General features: G+C 65.0%; 19 protein-coding genes. 17 read left to right on the forward strand and 2 right to left on the reverse strand.

Features of this window, described 5'->3' with window-relative positions; all coding sequences use genetic code 11:
- Nucleotides 1-587 precede the first annotated feature (587 nt).
- A complete protein-coding gene (locus tag ACQ3C8_RS00250) occupies nucleotides 588-1,391 on the reverse strand; it encodes an IclR family transcriptional regulator (protein WP_428852035.1) in 804 nt (267 codons plus the stop codon).
- Between the two features lie 83 nt (nucleotides 1,392-1,474).
- Between ACQ3C8_RS00250 and ACQ3C8_RS00255 the strand changes: the two genes are divergently transcribed.
- The 13 genes from ACQ3C8_RS00255 (at nucleotide 1,475) to ACQ3C8_RS00315 (ending at nucleotide 14,059) form a co-directional block, all read left to right on the forward strand.
- Nucleotides 1,475-2,722 carry a CaiB/BaiF CoA transferase family protein gene (locus ACQ3C8_RS00255; protein WP_428852036.1) on the forward strand — a complete coding sequence of 416 codons (1,248 nt, stop codon included), beginning with the start codon at nucleotides 1,475-1,477 and terminating at the stop codon, nucleotides 2,720-2,722.
- A 1-nt stretch (nucleotide 2,723) separates the two neighbouring features.
- Nucleotides 2,724-3,884 (forward strand): thiolase family protein, encoded by a 1,161-nt coding sequence (locus ACQ3C8_RS00260; protein ID WP_428852037.1) that lies wholly within the window; start codon nucleotides 2,724-2,726, stop codon nucleotides 3,882-3,884.
- A gap of 10 nt (nucleotides 3,885-3,894) precedes the next feature.
- A complete protein-coding gene (locus ACQ3C8_RS00265) occupies nucleotides 3,895-4,296 on the forward strand; it encodes a Zn-ribbon domain-containing OB-fold protein (protein WP_428852038.1) in 402 nt (133 codons plus the stop codon).
- 47 nt (nucleotides 4,297-4,343) lie between these two features.
- On the forward strand, nucleotides 4,344-5,525 hold the full coding sequence (locus tag ACQ3C8_RS00270) for an aminotransferase class V-fold PLP-dependent enzyme (RefSeq protein ID WP_428852039.1): 1,182 nt from the start codon (nucleotides 4,344-4,346) through the stop codon (nucleotides 5,523-5,525).
- A 39-nt stretch (nucleotides 5,526-5,564) separates the two neighbouring features.
- Nucleotides 5,565-6,470: a transporter substrate-binding domain-containing protein gene (locus ACQ3C8_RS00275; RefSeq protein ID WP_428852040.1), complete on the forward strand. Its 906-nt coding sequence runs from the start codon at nucleotides 5,565-5,567 to the stop codon at nucleotides 6,468-6,470.
- Between the two features lie 12 nt (nucleotides 6,471-6,482).
- The gene (locus ACQ3C8_RS00280) at nucleotides 6,483-7,268 is read left to right on the forward strand and encodes an amino acid ABC transporter permease (RefSeq protein ID WP_428852041.1); all 786 of its coding nucleotides are present in this window, start codon (nucleotides 6,483-6,485) and stop codon (nucleotides 7,266-7,268) included.
- Nucleotides 7,269-7,271: 3 nt separating this feature from the next.
- Nucleotides 7,272-7,964 (forward strand): amino acid ABC transporter permease, encoded by a 693-nt coding sequence (locus ACQ3C8_RS00285; RefSeq protein ID WP_428852042.1) that lies wholly within the window; start codon nucleotides 7,272-7,274, stop codon nucleotides 7,962-7,964.
- 36 nt (nucleotides 7,965-8,000) lie between these two features.
- Nucleotides 8,001-8,738 carry an amino acid ABC transporter ATP-binding protein gene (locus ACQ3C8_RS00290; RefSeq protein WP_428852043.1) on the forward strand — a complete coding sequence of 246 codons (738 nt, stop codon included), beginning with the start codon at nucleotides 8,001-8,003 and terminating at the stop codon, nucleotides 8,736-8,738.
- 233 nt (nucleotides 8,739-8,971) lie between these two features.
- On the forward strand, nucleotides 8,972-10,186 hold the full coding sequence (locus ACQ3C8_RS00295; RefSeq protein WP_428852044.1) for a CaiB/BaiF CoA transferase family protein: 1,215 nt from the start codon (nucleotides 8,972-8,974) through the stop codon (nucleotides 10,184-10,186).
- 21 nt (nucleotides 10,187-10,207) lie between these two features.
- Nucleotides 10,208-11,410: a 3-sulfinopropanoyl-CoA desulfinase gene (acdA, locus tag ACQ3C8_RS00300; RefSeq protein ID WP_428852045.1), complete on the forward strand. Its 1,203-nt coding sequence runs from the start codon at nucleotides 10,208-10,210 to the stop codon at nucleotides 11,408-11,410.
- Nucleotides 11,411-11,478: 68 nt separating this feature from the next.
- On the forward strand, nucleotides 11,479-12,453 hold the full coding sequence (locus ACQ3C8_RS00305) for a tripartite tricarboxylate transporter substrate binding protein (RefSeq protein WP_428852046.1): 975 nt from the start codon (nucleotides 11,479-11,481) through the stop codon (nucleotides 12,451-12,453).
- Nucleotides 12,454-12,478: 25 nt separating this feature from the next.
- Nucleotides 12,479-13,684, forward strand: a complete 1,206-nt coding sequence (locus tag ACQ3C8_RS00310; RefSeq protein ID WP_428852047.1) for a mandelate racemase/muconate lactonizing enzyme family protein — start codon at nucleotides 12,479-12,481, stop codon at nucleotides 13,682-13,684.
- A 33-nt stretch (nucleotides 13,685-13,717) separates the two neighbouring features.
- On the forward strand, nucleotides 13,718-14,059 hold the full coding sequence (locus ACQ3C8_RS00315) for a carboxymuconolactone decarboxylase family protein (protein WP_009520803.1): 342 nt from the start codon (nucleotides 13,718-13,720) through the stop codon (nucleotides 14,057-14,059).
- Between the two features lie 17 nt (nucleotides 14,060-14,076).
- Here ACQ3C8_RS00315 and ACQ3C8_RS00320 read toward each other — a convergent pair whose 3' ends face one another.
- Nucleotides 14,077-14,958: a LysR family transcriptional regulator gene (locus tag ACQ3C8_RS00320; RefSeq protein ID WP_428852048.1), complete on the reverse strand. Its 882-nt coding sequence runs from the start codon at nucleotides 14,956-14,958 to the stop codon at nucleotides 14,077-14,079.
- A gap of 137 nt (nucleotides 14,959-15,095) precedes the next feature.
- On the opposite strand from ACQ3C8_RS00320, the gene ACQ3C8_RS00325 reads away from it, so the two are divergent.
- From ACQ3C8_RS00325 to ACQ3C8_RS00340, 4 genes are read left to right on the forward strand one after another with little or no spacing between them, the layout of a single operon-like run.
- On the forward strand, nucleotides 15,096-16,028 hold the full coding sequence (locus tag ACQ3C8_RS00325; protein ID WP_009520805.1) for an NAD(P)-dependent oxidoreductase: 933 nt from the start codon (nucleotides 15,096-15,098) through the stop codon (nucleotides 16,026-16,028).
- A gap of 42 nt (nucleotides 16,029-16,070) precedes the next feature.
- Nucleotides 16,071-17,051, forward strand: coding sequence for an MDR family oxidoreductase (locus tag ACQ3C8_RS00330; protein ID WP_009520806.1), 981 nt, complete (start codon nucleotides 16,071-16,073; stop codon nucleotides 17,049-17,051).
- On the forward strand, nucleotides 17,038-18,675 hold the full coding sequence (locus ACQ3C8_RS00335; RefSeq protein ID WP_428852049.1) for a class I adenylate-forming enzyme family protein: 1,638 nt from the start codon (nucleotides 17,038-17,040) through the stop codon (nucleotides 18,673-18,675). Before ACQ3C8_RS00330 ends, ACQ3C8_RS00335 begins: the two co-directional genes overlap by 14 nt.
- A complete protein-coding gene (locus ACQ3C8_RS00340; protein ID WP_009520808.1) occupies nucleotides 18,672-19,415 on the forward strand; it encodes an enoyl-CoA hydratase/isomerase family protein in 744 nt (247 codons plus the stop codon). The genes ACQ3C8_RS00335 and ACQ3C8_RS00340 overlap by 4 nt, the downstream gene beginning before the upstream one ends.
- Nucleotides 19,416-19,430: the final 15 nt, after the last annotated feature.

Raw genomic sequence — 19,430 nt, forward strand, 5'->3', positions numbered from 1 at the left:
CATTCTAGCCAAATCCTTATACTTCTTCGCCGGGGGAAACGTGCGGCGCATGCCGGGCGTCTTGCAATGCAAGACGGGGCGGGAATGGGTGATCCGGAATCCGTCACTCCACTCATAAAAACAAGGGTCATAGCAGTACTGCATCAAAGGCCGGGCATGCCGACGACACTGCCGTGCGTTGTTGGCATGCCCCGTCTCCGAATTTTCACTGCGCTGAAATGCTGGACACAAGTCCTTCGAGCGGTGCCATGCCTTAAACATCCACATGACTGATCTCCCCTGCGCGCAGCGTGAGCCAATGCCCGGAAATAGGCTGCCATGGCCTGCCGTGGCGATGGCAGGCCGCGTACCAGTCAATGCATCCTGATCCTGGGGGCCCGTTTGGACGGGCCCCCAGGTTTTCATAACCCAGCCTGGCGCTGGGTTTTTTTTGTCCGCGACATGCATTGCCTGCATGCTGTGCGTGGCTATGACATGGGTGCCGGACGTGCCGGTGTCTCGCCTGGCGCTGGCCACGCCCGGGCACATCGGCGGAGCGGCCGCCTCCATGCTGATGATCGTACCGGCGGTGGCTGTCGCTTCCGCTTCTACTGTTCCTGCTGCGCCGCCTCATACAGCGCGACGGCAATCTCCCGTGCGGCCTGCTCCATGGCCTCGCGGAACTGACCCAGTCCCTCATACGGCACGCGTGCGCTGGGCACCGCGATACCCAGTCCGGCAATCAGCCGGCCCTGTTCGTCGCGGATCGGTACGGCGCATCCCACGACACCCGCGATCACCTCTTCGTTACTGGTTGCCCACTGTTCCGCGCGCACGCGTTCGACAGCCTGCCGTAGCTGTTTGGGCGCAGTGATCGTATTGGCCGTTTCCTGCGTCAGCTCGACATGCGATAGCCACCAGTCGAGCTGTTCGTCGTTCATGTCGGCGAGAAACAGCTTGCCGATCGACGAGCAATGCATCGGCGACCGCTTGCCCTGTTCGAAGCGCAGGCCCTGCGAGCGGATCGACGAGGCTGCGTCGAGATAGACCACTTCATTGTCGATGCGCTGACCGATCTGGCAGTGCTCGCCGATACGCGCCGACAGCGCCACCAGGATCTGGTGCGGCAGGTCGGTGCGCAGTGCGGAGTGCACGGCAGCCGTGCCCAGCTGCACCAGTGCAAAACCCACCAGCAGTTTCTTTGAGCCCGGCAAGCGCTTCAGCAGGCGCCGTTCTTCCAGTTGTGCAACCAGGCGATGCACGGTCGGTACCGGCAGGTCGCAGGCCGTCGCAATGTCGGTCATGGAGATGGGATGGGCGGCGCGCGCCACCACTTCCATCACGCTGAGCAGACGGTCGAGGGGCTTGTCGTCCACGGGTTTACCCTGATTGTTCTCGGTATGGGTGCTCATTACGATGTTCATAAATCGAAAGAAAAACTTCCATTTTTCGGAATTGTAGCACAACCAATATTTCTCAGCGCCTTTATATTGCCATGCCAACTTCGACTTCTTCCCCCTCCACGGCGCCTGCCGCCCCTGCTCAACAGAACGCCGGGCCGCTGGCCGGGCTGCGCGTCATCGATGCGGGCAACATGATTGCCGGTCCGCTCGCGGCCACCCAGCTGGCCGACTTCGGCGCCGACGTGATCAAGCTCGAACTGCCGGTCGGCGGCGATTCGATGCGCCACTGGACGCCGATGAAGGACGGCCTGTCGCTGTGGTGGAAGGTGATCGCCCGCAACAAGCGGCTGATCACCCTGACGCTGTCCAAGCCGCGCGGCCGCGAGCTGTTCCTGGAGCTGGTGCGCGAGGCCGATGTGCTGATCGAGAACTACCGGCCGGGCACGTTCGAGCGCTGGGGGCTGGGCTACGACACGCTGTCGAAGATCAATCCGAAGCTGGTGATGGTGCGCGTCTCCGGCTTCGGCCAGACCGGCCCGTATGCCAAGCGCGGCGGCTACGGCACGATTGCCGAGGCGTTCTCCGGTATCCCTTCGTTCACCGGCGCGCCGGACCGTCCGCCGACCTTGCCGGGCTTCCCGATGGCGGATTCCGTGGCGTCCACCTTTGCCGCCATGTCGGCGATGTTCGCGCTGTACAACCGCGACCACGGCACGGGCCGGGGCCAGGAAATCGACGTCAGCCTGTACGAGCCGCTGTTCCGCCTGGTCGAGTCGCAGGTCATCGGCTTCGACCAGCTCGGCATCATCAAGGAGCGCCTGGGCAACCGCCTTGCCGAAGATTCGCCGCGCAACACCTACCAGACACGCGATGGCCGCTGGATCGGCATTTCCGCCAGCTCGCAGCGCACCTATGAGCGGCTCGCGCAGGCGCTGGGCATGCCCGAGCTGATCACCGATCCGCGCTTCCTCGACAACGCGCTGCGCTGCGAGCACGACGCGGCGCTCGACGCGATCATCGCCGACTGGTTCCGCGAGCGCGACTGCGCCGACGTGATGGCGCTGTTCGACGAAGCCGAGGTCGTGGCCGGGCCGGTGTATGACATCAGCGACATCGTCAAGGATCCGCACTACCAGGCGCGCCAGAACATCGTGGCCGTCAAGGACGACGACTTCGGCTCGGTGCGCATGCAGGGCGTGGTGCCGCGCTTTATCGAGACCCCGGGCGAGGTGCGCCACTCGGGCCGCCACCTCGGCGCCGACAACCGCGCCATCTATATCGACATGCTGGGCCTGAGCGAACAGGAATTCGACGCCCTCAAGTCCGAAGGAGTCATTTGACATGAGCCACATGTTTGACGGGGTACGCATCGTCGGCGCCGGGCAGGCCACGTACGCGAAGAAGTCAGACCGCAGCCTGCAGCGCCTGATGTACGAGGCCGGTTCGGCGGCACTCAACAGCGCCGGGCTGTCATGGAAATCGGTCGACGGCCTCGCCGTCACCTGCTTCCTGCTGCCGCCCGACAATGCGCCGACGGTGGCCGAGCATCTCGGCCTGGAAACGCGCTTCATGTTCCAGGGCCTGTACGGTGGCGCCAGCGGCATCATCGGCATGGCGCACGCCGCGCGTGCGATCCGCGATGGTGTCTGCGACGTGGCGCTGATCGTCGCGGCGGATTCGTTCGACGTCGCCGCGCACAATGAAACGCTCGATCACTTCAATGGCTCCATCAAGGAGTTCATGTCGCCGCAGGGCTTCGGCGGCGCGAATGGCATGTTCGCGCTGCACACGCGCCTGTACATGGAACGCCATGGTGCCACCAGCGAGGATTTCGGGCGCTTCTGCATCGCCCTGCGCGAGAACGGCCTGCGCAATCCGAACTCGCTGTTCAAGCAGCCGCTCACCATGGAAGCCTACCTGAACGCCAAGCCGATCGCCGATCCGCTGCGGCTCTACGACTGCGTGATGCCGTGCATCGGCGGCGATGCCATCGTGCTGGCTTCGGAAAAGATCGCCGCAGGTCTGAAAGGTCCGTCGGTCCGCATCCTCGCAGCCGAAGAGATCCACAACTATCCCGCCAACGATCCGTACCAGGTACCGGGCGGCTGGCTCGGCCTGCAGGAGCGCCTGTACAGCCGTGCCGGCGTCACGCCGCAGCAGATCGACTTTGCGCAGGTGTACGACGACTATCCCGTGATGTCCTTCATCCAGCTCGAAGGGCTCGGCTTCTGCAAGCCCGGCACGGCGCACGAGTTCGTGCGCCAGCACGATCTCACCACGCGCGGCGACTTTCCCGTCAACACCGGCGGCGGCCAGCTCTCGGCCGGGCAGGCCGGTGCGAGCGGCGGCATGATCGGTGTCTACGAAGCTGTTGCGCAGCTGCTCGGCCAGGCCGGCGAGCGGCAGGTCAAATGCCGCCGTGGCGTGGTGTCGGGCTACGGCATGATCGCCTACGGGCGCGGCCTGTGCTCCAGCGCCGCCATCCTCGAACGTGTTGAATAAGGAGACCGCCGTGTTGAAACCCCAACCGCGGGTGACCCCGCTGAACCGCCCGTTCTGGGACGGCTGCAACGACGGCAAGCTGATGGTGCAGCACTGCGACGAGTGCGGCAAGCATGTGTTCTATCCGCGCGCCTGCTGCCCGTTCTGCCAGGCCGATGCACTGTCGTGGACCCAGGCCAGCGGCCAGGGCACCGTCATCTCGCATACCACCGTGCGCCGCACGCACCACGATGGCTTCAACGAAGAAGCGCCGTATGTGTTTGCCGCCGTCGAACTGGCCGAAGGGCCGTGCCTGTACGCCCAGCTGCCGGGCGCGCCGGTGGAAGGCGAGTCGCTCATCGGCCGGTCCGTGCGGGCCGTGTTCGTGCCGCACGGACCTGGCCAGAAAATTGCTGCGTTCCAGCTGACCTGAGCGCGCTGCGCCAGTCCGTCCCTGATCACCGGAGTGAAGGCCTCACCATGGATGCCATCGACCTGCAACACGTCCGCGACGATTTTCCCGTCACCCGTCGCATGCTGTACCTCGACGCCGCACACCAGACGCCGCTGGCCACCAGCATCCGTCGCGGGATCGAGGCATTCCTGGAAGAGTCCAACGAAAACGCCGGCCCCAAGCCGGTGTGGCTCGGCCGTGTCGAGGCCGTGCGTGCCCGCGCCGCGGCCTTCCTCGGCGCGGCGCCGCAGGAGCTGGCGTTTACCAAGAACACGTCGGAAGGCCTGAACATTGCCGCCAATGCGCTGCCGCTGGCGGCTGGCGACAATGTGCTGATGATCGAAGGCGATCATCCGAACAATGCCTATGCATGGCTCAATCTGGCGCGCAAGGGCGTCGAGGTGCGCTTCATCAGGCTGCACGACGGCGTGGCCGACGCCACGCTGTTCGCGCCGCATATCGATGCACGCACGCGTGTCATTTCGATGTCGCATGTCACGTTCCACGCCGGCCATGTCCATGACCTCGCCAGCATCGGTGCGCTGTGCCGCGAACGCGGCCTGTATTTCGTCGTCGATGCCATGCAGTCGGTCGGCGTCGTGCCCATCGACGTGAAGGCGCTGGGCATTTCGCTGCTCGCCGCCGGGTGTCACAAGGGGTTGCTGGTGCCGCAGGGCCTGGGGCTGCTGTATGCCGATGCGCGTCTGACCGACCTGCAGCCGGCCTACCTGGCCTGGGCCTCGCTGGCTCGCCCGCCGGCCGACCTGATCGCCAACCCGGCCGACCTTGCCCCCGCACCGGGAGCGGCGCGCTTTGAGCTTGGCAACTTCAACCTGCCGGACATCCACGCGCTCGACAAGGCGCTGGACCTGATCGAAGGCATCGGCATCACGAACGTGCACGCGCACATGCAGATGCTGGGCGACCGGCTGATCGAACATCTCGACCGGTTCGGCATCGGACTGGTGGGGCCGCGCACGCGCGCGCACCGCGCGCACATCTACGTGCTCGACCTGCCGGCCGAGCCATGGCTGGCGTACTTCGCCCAACACAATGTGCGGGTCTCGCCGGAGCGCGACGGCATCCGCATTTCGTTCGGCATCTTCAATACCCGGGAGGACGTTGACCGGCTTGCCGGCCTGATCTACTCCCACAGTCCTGACCGCTGGGCCGACCTGTCGCCCGCGGATTTCCGCCTGACGGCCTGACGCCGCCATCCTGCCCATCGTTACAAGAAGGAGTTAGCCATGAAACGCCCACTGGTCCTGGTCAAGCTTGGCGTCACCGCCATGCTCGCATTCTGCGCGGCTGGCGCAATCGCCCAGACGCAAAGCGAAACCCTCAAGCGCATCAAGGAAATCGGCACGTTTACGATCGGATACCGCGAATCGTCGGTACCGTTCTCGTTCCTCGACGGCCAGCAGAAACCGGTCGGCTTCTCGATCGACCTGTGCCAGGCTATCGCCGACAAGATCAAGCAACAGCTCGGCATGTCGCAGCTGAACATCAAGCAGGTGCCGGTGAACTCGTCGAACCGCATTCCGCTGGTGGTCAACGGCACCATCGACATCGAATGCGGCGGCACGGCCAACAACCTCGCGCGCCAGAAGCAGGTGAACTTCTCGGTGGCCACGTTTGCCGGCCAGCCGCGCTGGCTGGTGCGTACCAATTCCGGGCTCAATCAGGAAGCCGATCTCAAGGGCAAGACCGTGGTGGTCACGCAGGGCTCGAACGCCGTCGGCTTCCTGCGCAAGGTCAATGACGAGCAGAAGCTCGGCCTGCAGGTGATCCAGGCCAAGGACCACAGCGAGTCGATGTTGACGCTGGCCAGCGGCCGCGCCGTCGGTTTCCTCGAGGACGACATCCTGCTGTCCGGCGAGCGCGCCAACGCCCGTGATCCTTCCGCGTTTACCTTCCTGCCGGGCGGTTACGAGGTCAGCTACTATGGTCTGATGATGCACAAGGGCGATGCCGGCTTCAAGGCGCTCGTCGATGGCGTGCTGGTGGCGATGATGAAGGATGGCTCGTTCGAGCGCGCCTACAAGAAGTGGTTCGAATCGCCGATCCCGCCGCGCAACGTCAACCTGAGCTTCCCGATCTCGGACAAGCTGCGCGCCCGGATCGAGTCGCCGAGCGACAGGGCCGAGTTCTGAGACAGGACGGGGATGACGATGTTCTCAGTGTTGTTCGAGCAGGTGCCGGATGGGGATGAAATCTATCTCGACTGGATTCTTTCCGGAGTCGGATGGACGCTCTTTCTGGCCGCCGCGGGCTGGTGCCTCGCGTTCGTGATCGGCGTGCTGGTGGGTTGCGGGCGCACATCCCGCAACCGCTGGGTCGCCGTGCTTGCCCGGCTGTATGTGGAGATTTTCCGCAATATCCCCGTCATCGTGCAGATGTTCCTCTGGTACTTCGTCGTCCCCGAACTGCTGCCGCGTGCCTGGGGCGAGGCCATGAAGCAGATGGCCCCGCCCTGGGGCAACTTCGTTCCGGCCCTGTTCGGGCTCACGCTGTACACGGCGGCGCGCGTCGCCGAGCACATCAAGGCCGGTATCGAATCGGTGCCGCGCGGCCAGCGCATGGCGGCCGCCTCGCTCGGCATGACGCCGTTTGCCACCTACCGCCTGGTGATCCTGCCGCAGGCGCTGCGGATCGTGGTGCCGACGCTGACCAGCGAACTCATGGGTATCTTCAAGAACACCTCGGTGGCGCTGACCATCGGTGTGCTCGAGCTGACGGCGCAGGCGCGCCAGGTCAGCGAGTTCACCTTCCAGACGTTCCAGGCATTCGGCATCGCGACGCTGCTCTACCTGATCCTCGCCATGCTGGTGTATGCCGTGATGCGCTATGTCGAACGCAAGCTCACCATTCCCGGCACGCACCCCACGCGGCCACGCAGCCGCCGCTCGCGCGCCCGGGCGCGCGCCGACCGTGCCCTGAGAGGAGCCTGAGCCATGGAAGCCTTCGATTTCGCGGCCGTGGTCCAGGCTTTTCCGTACCTGATGCAGGGCCTGATGTTCTCGCTGAAGCTGACAGCCTTCAGCTTTGTCGCCGGCATCGTCCTCGGCACCGGGCTGGCACTCGTGCGCCATCTCGACGTGCCGGTGCTGGCACCGCTGGCCGCCGGCTACATCGCCCTGATGCGCTCGATTCCGCTCATCATGGTGCTGTTCTGGTTTTTCTTCCTGATTCCGCTGCTGCTGCAGTGGGTCACGGGTGCGGCACGGCCGACGCCGATCGGCCCGGTCTACACCGCTTTTATCACCTTCGCGATGTTCGAGGCCGCGTATTACGCAGAGATCATCCGCGCCGGCCTCAACTCGATCCCGAAAGGCCAGTATGAGGCGTGCCGTGCACTGGCGCTGCCGATGAGCCGCACCTACGGCCTCGTCATCCTGCCGCAGGCGCTGCGCGCCATCAGCCCGATCCTGCTGACGCAGACCATCATCCTGTTCCAGGACACGGCCCTGGTCTACGTGCTGTCGATCACCGACCTGCTCGGCGCGGCTTCCAAGCTGGCACAGCGCGATTCGCGTCTGGTCGAGATGTATCTGGCGGTGGCCGTGATCTATCTGGTGATCTGTGTCGCGGCCTCGCAGCTGGTCGCATATATCCGCAAGCGCAACGCCCAGGCGGCGCTGGCTTGATTCCACTGCAAAACGTTTTTCAGGAGCAAGGTTGTCATGGGTGTCGCTGCGGTTCAACTGACGCGTCTCAACAAGTACTACGATCAGTTCCATGTATTGCGCAACATCAGCCTGCAGGTGGATCCGGGCGAGCGTGTCATCGTGTGCGGGCCCTCGGGCTCCGGCAAGTCGACCATGATCCGCTGCGTCAACGGGCTGGAAAGCTTTGACGATGGCGCTCTGCAGGTCTACGGCACGGACGTCGGCAGTCCCGGCAAGACACTGGCACGGCTGCGCGACGACATCGGCATGGTGTTCCAGAACTTCAACCTGTTTCCGCATCTGACGGTGCTGGAAAACTGCATGCTCGCGCCGGTGCACAGCAAGAAAGTCCCCAAGCGCGACGCGCGCGAGCTGGCCGAGTATTACCTCAACCGCGTGCATATCGGCAACCAGTCGGCCAAGTATCCGGGCCAGCTGTCGGGCGGGCAGCAGCAGCGCGTGGCCATCGCGCGCGCGCTCTGCATGAAGCCGCAGGTGATGCTGTTCGACGAGCCGACGTCAGCGCTCGATCCGGAGATGGTCAAGGAAGTGCTCGATACCATGGTCGAACTGGCGAGCGACGGCATGACCATGATCTGCGTCACGCACGAGATGAACTTCGCCAAGCAGGTCGCCGACCGCGTGGTGTTCATGGACCAGGGCGAGATCGTCGAAGTCGGCACGCCGGATGCCATTTTCCACACGCCGCAGCACGAGCGCACACGCCAGTTCATCAGCCAGATGCTGGGCTGACATGACCCGCACCGCACACGGGCGCGCAAGCGTGCCGATGTGCAGTGCATCATCCCGCAAGCCCCGCGCAATACGGGGTGAAGCACGGTATCACCCGCGCCGGCTCGTGCGCCACGTATTACGAAAACCGATACTCAGATCAAGAACTTTTCGATTTAGCTTAAGCAAGGCCGCCTCCATAATGACCTCCACACTTCTGATGACGCAGGTCATCACCAGCGAGGAGGTCGACAGTGTCAACGGCTCATCATCTATCGCCCGGCAGTCTCGATGGCATCCGCGTGCTCGATCTCTCGCGCATCCTGGCGGGCCCGAGCTGCACGCAATTGCTGGCGGATCTCGGCGCCGATGTCATCAAGGTCGAGCGGCCCGGTGCCGGTGACGACACCCGCAAATGGGGGCCGCCCTATCTGCGCGACGATGAAGGCCGCGAACTCGCCGAGAGCGCCTACTATGCCTGTGCCAACCGCAACAAGCGTTCGATTGCCGTTGACCTGACCAGTCCCGAGGGGCAGGCCGTGATCCACGCGCTGCTGGCCGATGCCGATGTGCTGGTGGAGAACTTCAAGGTCGGCGACCTCGCGCGCCATGGTTTGTCCTACGCGCAACTGCACGAACGCTATCCGCGCCTCGTATATTGCTCGATTACTGGTTTTGGCCAGACTGGCCCGTACGCCTCGCGGCCCGGCTACGATTTTCTCGCGCAGGGCATGGGCGGCATCATGAGCCTGACCGGCACGCCCGACGGCGAACCGCAGAAGGTTGCGGTCGGCATCACTGACCTCATGACCGGCATGTATGCCACGGTTGGCATCCTGGCGGCGCTGCGCCATCGCGATCAGCATGGCGAAGGCCAGCACATCGACGTGGCGCTGCTCGATGCGCAGGTCGCGTGGCTGGCGAATGCCGGCACGCACTACCTGACCGCCGGCGAAGCCCCGCCACGCCTTGGCAACGGCCATCCCAACATCGTGCCGTACGAAGTCTTTCCGGCCAGCGACGGCTACTTCATCCTGGCGGTCGGCAACGATGCGCAGTTCGCGCGCTTCTGCAGCCTGGCCGGCGTGCCAGAACTGGCCGAGGATGCGCGCTACGCCACCAACCGCATGCGCGTGCAGAACCGCACCGAACTCGTGCCGCAGCTCAAGGCGCTGACCGTGCGCCAGCCGCGCGCCTACTGGACCGAACAGCTCGAGCGCCTCGGTATTCCGGGTGGTCCGATCAACACCATTGCCGATGTGTTTAACGACCCGCAGGTACTCGCCCGCGGCATGCGCGTGGCCATGCCTGCGCCGGGCTACGCCGACGGCAAGGTCGAACTGATCGGCAACCCCATCCACATGAGCCGCACCGCGCCCTCCTATCGCCGCCCGCCACCACGCCTGGGCGAGCACACCGAGGACATCCTGAACGCGCTCGCGGCCGGCAACGGATTTCACGCTCACTAGATCACTAGACAAGGTACGCATATGTTCCAGTTCACCTCTACGCAACTCGAATGGCAGCGCAAGGCGCGCGAGATGGCTGCGGCCGTGATGGCCCCGCGCGCGGCAGAAACGGATCGCACCGAACAGTATCCATGGGAAGTGGTTGGCGCGATGCGCGACGCCGGCTTCATGGGCATGACGATTCCCCAGGCCTACGGCGGCAAGGGTGCGAGCTGCCTGGAGGCCGTGCTGGTCATCGAGGCGTTCTCGCAGGTCTGCGCCGCATCGGGCCGCATCGCGGTCGAATCCAACATGGGCGCCATCGGCGCCATCATGAAATACGGCACGGAAGAGCAAAAGCAGCTGGGCGCGCGCCTGGTGCTGGATGGCGACAAGCCCGCGATCTGCATCACCGAGCCGGGCGCCGGCAGTTCGGCCACCGACCTGCGCACCACCGCGACGCGTCATGGCGACCATTGGCGCTTGAATGGCGAAAAGCACTGGATCACCGGGGGTGGCGTATCGCGCCTGCATCTGGTGTTCGCCCGCGTGATGGATGACGGTGTGGACCGCGGCATCGCCGGCTTCATCGTGGTCGGGCCGGACGTGCCGGGCATGACCATCAAGCGCCTGTATGCCATGGGCATCCGCGGCGTGCCAGAAGGACACATCACCTTCGACAACGTCGAAGTGCACAGCTCGATGATGGTGTCGCCGCCCGGTGGCCCGGAGCGCGGTTTTGCGGGGCTGATGAATGCCTACAACGCGCAGCGCGTCGGCGCGGCGACCGTGGCGCTTGGCGTGGCGCAGGGCGCTTATGAACTGGCGCGCGACTATGCCCTGAAGCGCGAACAGTTCGGCCGGCCGATCGCCGAGTTCCAGGGCATCCAGTGGATGCTGGCCGACATGTCGGTGCAGCTGGAAGCGGCGCGGGCCCTGATCTACAAGGCGGCGCTCAGCGGCACGGAGTTTCCCGACATTCTCGCGGCCGCGCAGGCCAAGGTGCTGGCGTCCGACATGGCCCTCAAGGTCACCAGCGATGCACTGCAGATCCACGGTGCAGTCGGTTACGGCCGCGCGTTGCCGCTCGAGCGGATGCTGCGCGACGCCCGCATGTTCACGATTTCTGGCGGCACCGGGCAGGTGCTGCGCAACCAGATTGCCAGCAAGCTGCTCGGCCACAAGCTGCCGCAGACGCGCGATGGTTATCTGAAACATCCCATCGGCTCCGGCAGCGCGTCCTGAAAAAACACGCCCGCGCCCGGGGGAGCAACTCCCGTATCGACTGCCCATATAACACAGAGGAGACATGCATGAAGACGTTCAGGAAAATTGCGCGCGTAATGTTGGCTACCGGATTGGCGACTGTGCTTGCCGGGGCGTCGCTGGGTGCCATGGCGGCCTGGCCGGACAAGCCGATCAAGCTGGTGGTGCCGTTCCCGCCGGGCGGCAATACGGATGCGCTAGGGCGCCTGGTGGCGCAGCACCTGACCACCTCGCTGGGCCAGACCGTGATCGTCGAGAACAAGCCGGGCGCGGGCAGCATGATCGGTTCGCAGATGGTGGCGCGCGCCGCGCCAGACGGCTACACCTTCCTGGTGGGCAGCATCGCCAATGCGCTGAACCATTACTTCTACAAGAAGCCGATGTACGACATCACCAAGGAGCTGATTCCGGTTTCCCAGCTCGTGGCGGTGCCCAACTACCTGGCCATCAACAACAACTTCCAGGCGCGCACGATGGCGGACATCATCGCCTACGCCAAAGCCAATCCGGAGAAGGTGAGCTGTGCGACCACGGGCGTCGGTACCAGCACCTACATGTCGTGCGAAATGCTCAAGAGCATGACAGGCGCGAAGATCGTCAACGTGCCCTACAAGGGTGGCGCCGCCGCCATGCAGGACGTGATGGGCGGGCAGGCGCAGATGGTCATCGCCAACGAGGCCTTGCCGTTCATCCAGGACAAGCGCCTCACCGGCGTGGCGGTCACCACGGCCAAGCGCTCCTCGCTGGCGCCGGATCTGCCGGCCATCTCCGAAACGGTCCCGGGTTTTGACGTGACCTCGTGGTACGGCATTTTTGCGCCAACCGGCACGCCGCCGCAGATCGTGGAAAAACTCAGCGCCGAGGTTGCCAAGATGCTGCAGTCGCCCGAGGTGCGCAAGCGTCTCGACACGCTTGGCGCCACGCCGGTCGGCAGCACGCCGAAGGAGTTCGGCACGTATGTGAACGCCGAGATGAAGCGCTGGGAAGCCGTCATCAAGCCGCTGAACATCAGCCTCGACTGAGCATCCATTCTTTTCCGGAGACATTGTGAAAGTTACCGCAGTCGAAACCCTGGCATGCGATGCCGGATGGCGCAACTACTACTTCGTCAAGATCAGTACCGACGGTGGCGTGGTGGGCTGGAGCGAATACGATGAAGGCTTTGGTTCGCCCGGCGTAACCGCCATCATCGAACAGATGGGTAAGCGCGTGGTCGGCCAGTCGATCAACGATCATGAGCGCATCTTCACCGAACTGAGTTGCCTGACGCGGCCCGCGCCGGGCAGTGTGATCGGCGAAAGCATCGGCGCCATCGAGAACGCGCTGCTCGATGCCAAGGCCAAGGCACGCAATGTGCCGTGCTATGACCTCCTCGGCGGCAAGATGCGCGATTCCGTGCGCGTGTACTGGTCGCACTGTCCCACCTGGCGGATCAACCATCCCAAGTTCTATCCGCCGGCAGTGACTGATCTGCAGGGCGTGGCAGCCACGGCGGCCGAGGCGCGCGAACGTGGCTTCACCGCGCTCAAGACCAATATGTTCATCCATGACGAAGGCGATGCCTACGCCTGGCGCTCGGGCTTTGCCGTGCCGTTCCAGCCAGAGCGCAACATCGACCGGCGCCTGATCCGCAACATCCGCGATCATCTCGAGGCGCTGCGCGATGGCGCCGGTCCGGACATGGACATCCTCATCGACTTCAACTTCAACGCGCGGCCCGAAGGCTATCTGAAATTGCTGCGTGCACTCGAGGATCACGACCTGTTCTGGGTCGAGATCGACACGCCGAGCGCCCAGGGGTTGGCCTACGTGCGCAACCACAGCCGTCATCCGATCAGCTCGTGCGAAACGCTCATCGGCCTGGGCAGCTTTCTGCCGTACTTCCAGCAGAGCGCGATGGATGTGGCGATCGTCGATACGGTGTGGAATGGCGTGTGGCAGTCGATGAAGATCGCCGCCATGGCCGATGCCTTCGAGGTGAACATCGCGCCGCACAATTTCTACGGCCACCTGTGCACCTTCATGAACGCGCACTTCGCTGCCGCCGTGCCCAACCTGCGCATCATGGAAACCGACATCGACCACCTGGCGTGGGAGGACGAACTGTTCACCCATGCGCCGGAGTACCGCGACGGCCATCTGATCATTCCGGACCGGCCGGGCTGGGGATGCGATCCGGTGGAAGAAGCCATCCGCGCGCGTCCGCCGCGCGGCACCGGCGGCCTGCTGCAGTACAAGCGGCCTGCGGCCTGAGACTGACACTGACCAAGAGAAAAGGAAAACGACATGCTGAACAACTGGGTGGATCAACTCAACAACACGCGTGCGGCTGCTGCGCCGTTTGGCGAAGCCAATCCCAAGATGCTGACGGCCTTTCGCGGCCTCAATGCCGCACAGGGCAGTAACGGTGCGCTCGATGCCAAGACGCGCGAACTGATCGCGATCGCGGTGGCCGTCACCACACGCTGCGATGGCTGTATTGCCTCGCATGCCAGTGCCGCACGGCAGGCTGGCGCAACGGAAGCGGAAGTCAGCGATGCGCTCGGCACTGCCATCGCGCTCAATGCGGGTGCGGCCTATGTGTACTCGTTGCGCGCCATGGAGGCATTTGGCCAGATGGGCAAGTGAGTGCCGGGCAACTGGTGCTAGAAGATGCCGGGTTCGGGCGCCAGCTGTTCGAACGAGGTCAGCAGCGTGGCGGTCAAGGCGCTGCGGGCATGCGCCGGCCGCTCGATGAGCGACACCGGGCGGTTGAAGTTCGGCAGCGGCGCGATGTGCAGCGTGGGCTTGCGGTGCCACGAAGCGCGCCGGATCAGCGGCACGATCGATACGCCCAGGCCCTCGCTGACCATCACGGTGATGGCGTCGAGCGAATTCAGTTCCACGCCGGGCCGGACCTGCAGGCCTTGCTCGAGAATGTACTGCTCGATCCGCATGCCGGCCCAGGTGCTGCGGTCGAAACGCACATAGGGCGCGGCTTGCAGGATCGTCGGCACATCCATCTGCCGCATGCTGCTATGGCCGATGACAACGAAAGGCTCGGTGTAGAGATGGCGGGCGATCAGGCCGGTGGAGAAATTTTCCGGCGGCTGCGTGACGATTGCCGCATCCAGCACGCCGGCATCGACCTGGGCCACCAGGTCGCCCGAGATGCCGGCGATGATCTTCACTTCGAGCTGCGGATGTTCGAGCGAGATGCGCCGCAGCAGGCATGGCAGGACACCGCTCAAGGCGCTATTGATGACACCGAGCGAGAGCACGCCCGAGACCGTGCGGCTGCCATCGAGCGCACACATCTCCTGATAGGTGGCCACCATGTGCTCGGCCAACGGCACGAGGCGATGCCCAGCAGGCGTGAGTTTGATGGAGCGCTTGGTACGGATGAACAGGTCGACGCCGAGCTCGCGCTCCAGCGATTTCATTTGCACGCTGACCGCGGCCTGCGACAGATGGACCTGTTCCGCGGCCGCCACTACGGTGCCGTAACGGTAGAGGGCAAGAAACGCGCGCAACGAACGGATCATCATGCCGGGCCTCGCAGAACATTGAGTATTAGCAGAGATGATACTCAGTTATAGAAATTTGCAATATTCCCTGATGCCGGGATTCTTATAATCGACACCATGTGGTGCCGACGTCAGTCTGATTCAGGAGGAATGTCCCCGTGAAGATCGTGATCCCGGAAGCGCTGCTGCCCGGCCCCCTGGCGCAGCTGCAGGCGCGGCACACGGTGCACTACGATCCGGCGCTGGTTAACCAGCCCGAGCCGCTCATCGCGGCGGCACGCGATGCCGATTGCATCATCATCCGCAACCGCACCCAGCTGCGCGGTGCGTTGCTCGACGCCATGACGCGCTGCCGCGTGGTAGGCCGCCAGGGCGTGGGCCTCGACAACATCGACATGGATGTCTGCCGCGCACGGGGCATCGAAGTGATTCCCGCGATCGGGGCGAACGCGCGCTCGGTGGCGGAGTATGTGATGACCACCGCCATGATGCTGCTGCGCGGCGCCTACGGCGCCAGCGCCGAGGTGGCCGCCGGTACCTGGCCGCGTGCGGCGCTGGGCGGTGGGCGCGAGATCTTCGGCCGTACGCTCGGCGTGGTCGGCTTCGGCTCCATCGGTCAGGTTACCGCCGCGCTGGCGCGCCGCATGGATATGCGCGTGGTGGCCTACGATCCTATGCTCGCAGCTGATGCCCCCGCCTTGCGCGAACATGATTGTGCGTTGCTGCCGCTTGAGGAACTGCTGGCGGTCAGCGACGTGGTCACGCTGCATATGCCGCTGCTGCCGCAGACGCACCACCTGCTCGATGCGCAGCGTCTCGCCTGCATGAGGGCCGATGCCGTGCTCATCAATGCCGCACGGGGCGGCACGGTTGACGAAGCCGCTTTGGCAGCAGCCTTGCGTGCCGGCCGCCTGCATGGCGCCGCGCTCGACGTGTTCGAGACCGAGCCGCTCGGTCCCGGGTCGGTGCTCGCGGATGTGCCCAATCTTCTGCTCACGCCGCATATCGGCGGCGTGACCGCCGATTCCGAAGTGCGGGTCAGCGATCTCGTCACCGCGCGGGTGCTGGCCGCGCTCGAGGCGCTGGAGTAAGCCGGCGCTTTCCCACATTTTTCACCACAGGACGGAGACAGCATGTTCAGGGCCCTGGTTGTCGAGCAGGTCGACGGCAAAAGCCGTGCGTCCATCCAGACACTGGATGAAGCGCAACTGCCGGAAGGCGATGTGACGGTACGCGTGGAGCATTCCACGCTCAATTACAAGGACGCGCTGGCCATCACCGGCAAGGCGCCGGTGGTGCGCAAGTTTCCAATGGTGCCCGGCATCGATCTGGCGGGCACGGTGGAACAAAGCACGCATGTGTCTTTCCGTCCGGGAGACCGGGTGCTGCTGAACGGCTTTGGCGTGGGTGAGACGCATTGGGGCGGATTGGCCCAGCGCGCCCGCGTCTCCGGCGACTGGCTGTTGCCCTTGCCGGAGCCGCTGACTTCCCTGCAGGCCATGTCGGTCGGTACTGCTGGCTATACCGCCATGCTGTGCGTGATGGCGCTGGAACGGCATGGCCTCACGCCGCAGCAGGGCGAGATTCTCGTGACGGGCGCCAATGGCGGTGTCGGTAGTTTCGCCATCGGCATTCTCAAGCAGCGCGGCTATACCGTCGTGGCATCGACCGGCCGCATGGCCGAAGCCGAACGCCTCAAGCGCCTCGGCGCGAGCGAGGTAATCGACCGCGCAACGCTGTCCGAGCCCGGCAAGCCGCTCGCCAGGGAGCGTTGGGCCGGCGTGGTCGACAGTGTGGGCAGCCACACGCTCGTCAATGCCTGCGCCAGCACGCGCTACGGTGGTGCCGTGGCGGCGTGCGGCCTGGCGCAGGGCCTCGATTTTCCGGCGACCGTCGCGCCCTTCATCCTGCGCGGCGTGAGCCTGCTCGGCGTGGACAGCGTCTATGCGCCCCGGGCTTTGCGCGAGCAGGCGTGGGCCATCCTGGCGCGCGACATGCGCGAACTGATCGGCCAGGTGGCCGAGTTGATTCCGCTCGAGGCCGCCATCGACACGGCCGGCGCGCTGCTACGCGGTGAGATCAAGGGCCGCGTGGTGGTCGATGTCAATGCTTGAGCGCGTGGCGGCGCACAGGCCGTTCCTGCCCGTGAGCACACCGGGCGAGCGCACGGCTGACCGCGTGCTGCAGTGGGCCCAGTGGCAGCCGCATGCACCGGCGGTGAGCGACGACACGCGCGCGCTGAGCTACGGCGCGTTGGCCGACGCCATCTACGCCGTGGCCGGTCAGCTGAGGGCGGAAGGCCTCGCCCCGGGCGAACGCATCATGGTGATCGGTGAAAACAGCGTGGCGCTGACGGTGATGCTGCTGGCGGCAAGCCAGTGCGGCGTATGCGCCGTGGTCGAGAACGTGCGGCGCATGCCGGCCGAGATTGCCGGTATCCTCGCACACAGCCTGCCGCGCAAGGTCTTCGTGATCGGTGCATCGGCGGAAGCGCGCCGCCATGCCGAGGTCCTCGGGGCGGACCCGCAGCACAATACGGCGCTGGGCGACTTTAGCGTGGCGGTACCATCAAACGCCGTATCGGCAGCGACATCTGATGATACTGGCCCCATGCCGGATGACATCGCCATCATCATCTACACCACGGGCACCACCGGCCAGCCCAAGGGCGTAATGCTCACGCACAGCAATCTGATCTTCATCGCTGCCATGATGCGCGCGCTGCGTCACCTGTCGCCGCGCGACCGCGTCTATGGGGTGCTGCCGGCAACGCATGTGATGGGGCATGCCTCGGTCATGCTCGGCGCCCTGCACAACGGTGCGGCGCTGCATCTGGTAGCGCGGTTCGACGCGGCGCGCTGCGTAGCGACGCTGACCGCGCAGCGCATCACCTGCATCCAGGGCGCGCCCGCGATGTTCGCCAGCATCGCGGCGTATTGCCGGCAGCAGGCTGCGACGGAGGCTGGCGGAAGCGCGAGCGGGAGGAGTGCCGGCATGCGTTGCTTTCCGGACGTCCGTTTCGTCGGCTCGGGTGGCGCGCCCATTGATGCCACGATCAAGGCCGATGCCGAGGCGCTGTTCGGTTGCGAGCTCCAGAACGGCTACGGATTGACCGAGGCAGCGTCGATCTGCTGGACGCGTTTCGATGACGCCAATACTGATGACAATGTCGGACCGCCCTTGCCCGGCGTGGAGACCTGCCTGCGCGACAGTGCCGGCCAGACGGTGGGCGACGGCGAGGTAGGCGAGCTATGGATGCGCGGTCCCAACCTGATGGCTGGCTACTTCCGCAATCCCGAGCAGACACGCCGCGTGGTCGATGCCGAGGGCTGGTTCAACACGCAGGACCTTGCGCGCAGCCTGCCCGACGGCCGCATGTTGATCGTGGGCCGTACCAAGGACGTGATCGTGCGTTCCGGCTTCAATGTGTATCCGCTCGAAGTCGAGGCCGCTCTCAATACGCATCCCGCCGTGTTGCACAGCGCAGTGGTGGGCCGCAGCGTGCCCGGTAATGAAGAGGTGGTGGCCTATGTCGAACTGGCGGCGGCCGGCAGCGCCGATGCGCCCGCGCTGGCCGCGCACGTGGCGGGCCTGCTGTCGCCCTACAAGCGCCCGGCCGAAATCGTGATCGTGCCCGCGTTGCCGCTTGCGGCGAACGGCAAGGTACTCAAGAGCCAGCTCGCACAGGTGTGCGGCAGGCCGGACCATGCAACCCAGCAAACAGGAGACAGAACATGAGCGACGCGGTGACCTATGAATCGCAGGACCGGATTGCCCTCATCACCATCAACCGGCCGGACCGGCTGAACGCTATCAACGAGGCGGTCGAGCTGGGACTGGCCGCGGCGTGGCGACGCCTGAACGAGAGCGACGATCTGGTGGCGGTGTTCACGGGTGCCGGCAACCGAGCCTTCTCGGTGGGCAAGGATCTGAACTACGATGCAGCGCCCGATTACCGCCGTTTCACGCCTGGCTTCGATATCGAGGTCCGCAAGCCGATCGTTGCGGCGGTGGGTGGCTGGTGCCTGGGCGGCGGACTCACGTTGCTGCAGATGTGCGATCTGTGCGTGGCGTCGGAGAATGCGCGTTTTGGCTATCCCGAGGCCAAGCTCGGCTTTGCCGGCGGCATGATCGCACCGCTGGCGGCGCGCATTCCGCACAAGGTTGCCATGGAGTTGATGCTGCTCGGTGAGGATATCGACGTCCAGCGCGCCTACCAGGTCGGGCTGGTCAACAAGGTCGTGCCGCAGGGGGAGCATGTGGAAGCGGCCATGGTGTATGCCCGCCGGCTGGCGCAAAACGCCCCGCTGGTGCTGGACATGCTCAAGCAGTTCGCGGGTGAGGTCCTGCCGAAGGGGCCGATGGGCCATGCCAGCCATGCGTTGCGCGTGGTGGAGGCAATCATGGCCAGCGAGGACCGGCAGGAAGGCATGCGCAGCGCGCGCGAGAAAACGCCGCCGCAGTATCGCGGTCGCTAGACCGCGCCGACATGC

It is taken from the genome of Imbroritus primus, assembly GCF_964332355.1.
Lineage (GTDB): Bacteria > Pseudomonadota > Gammaproteobacteria > Burkholderiales > Burkholderiaceae > Imbroritus > Imbroritus primus.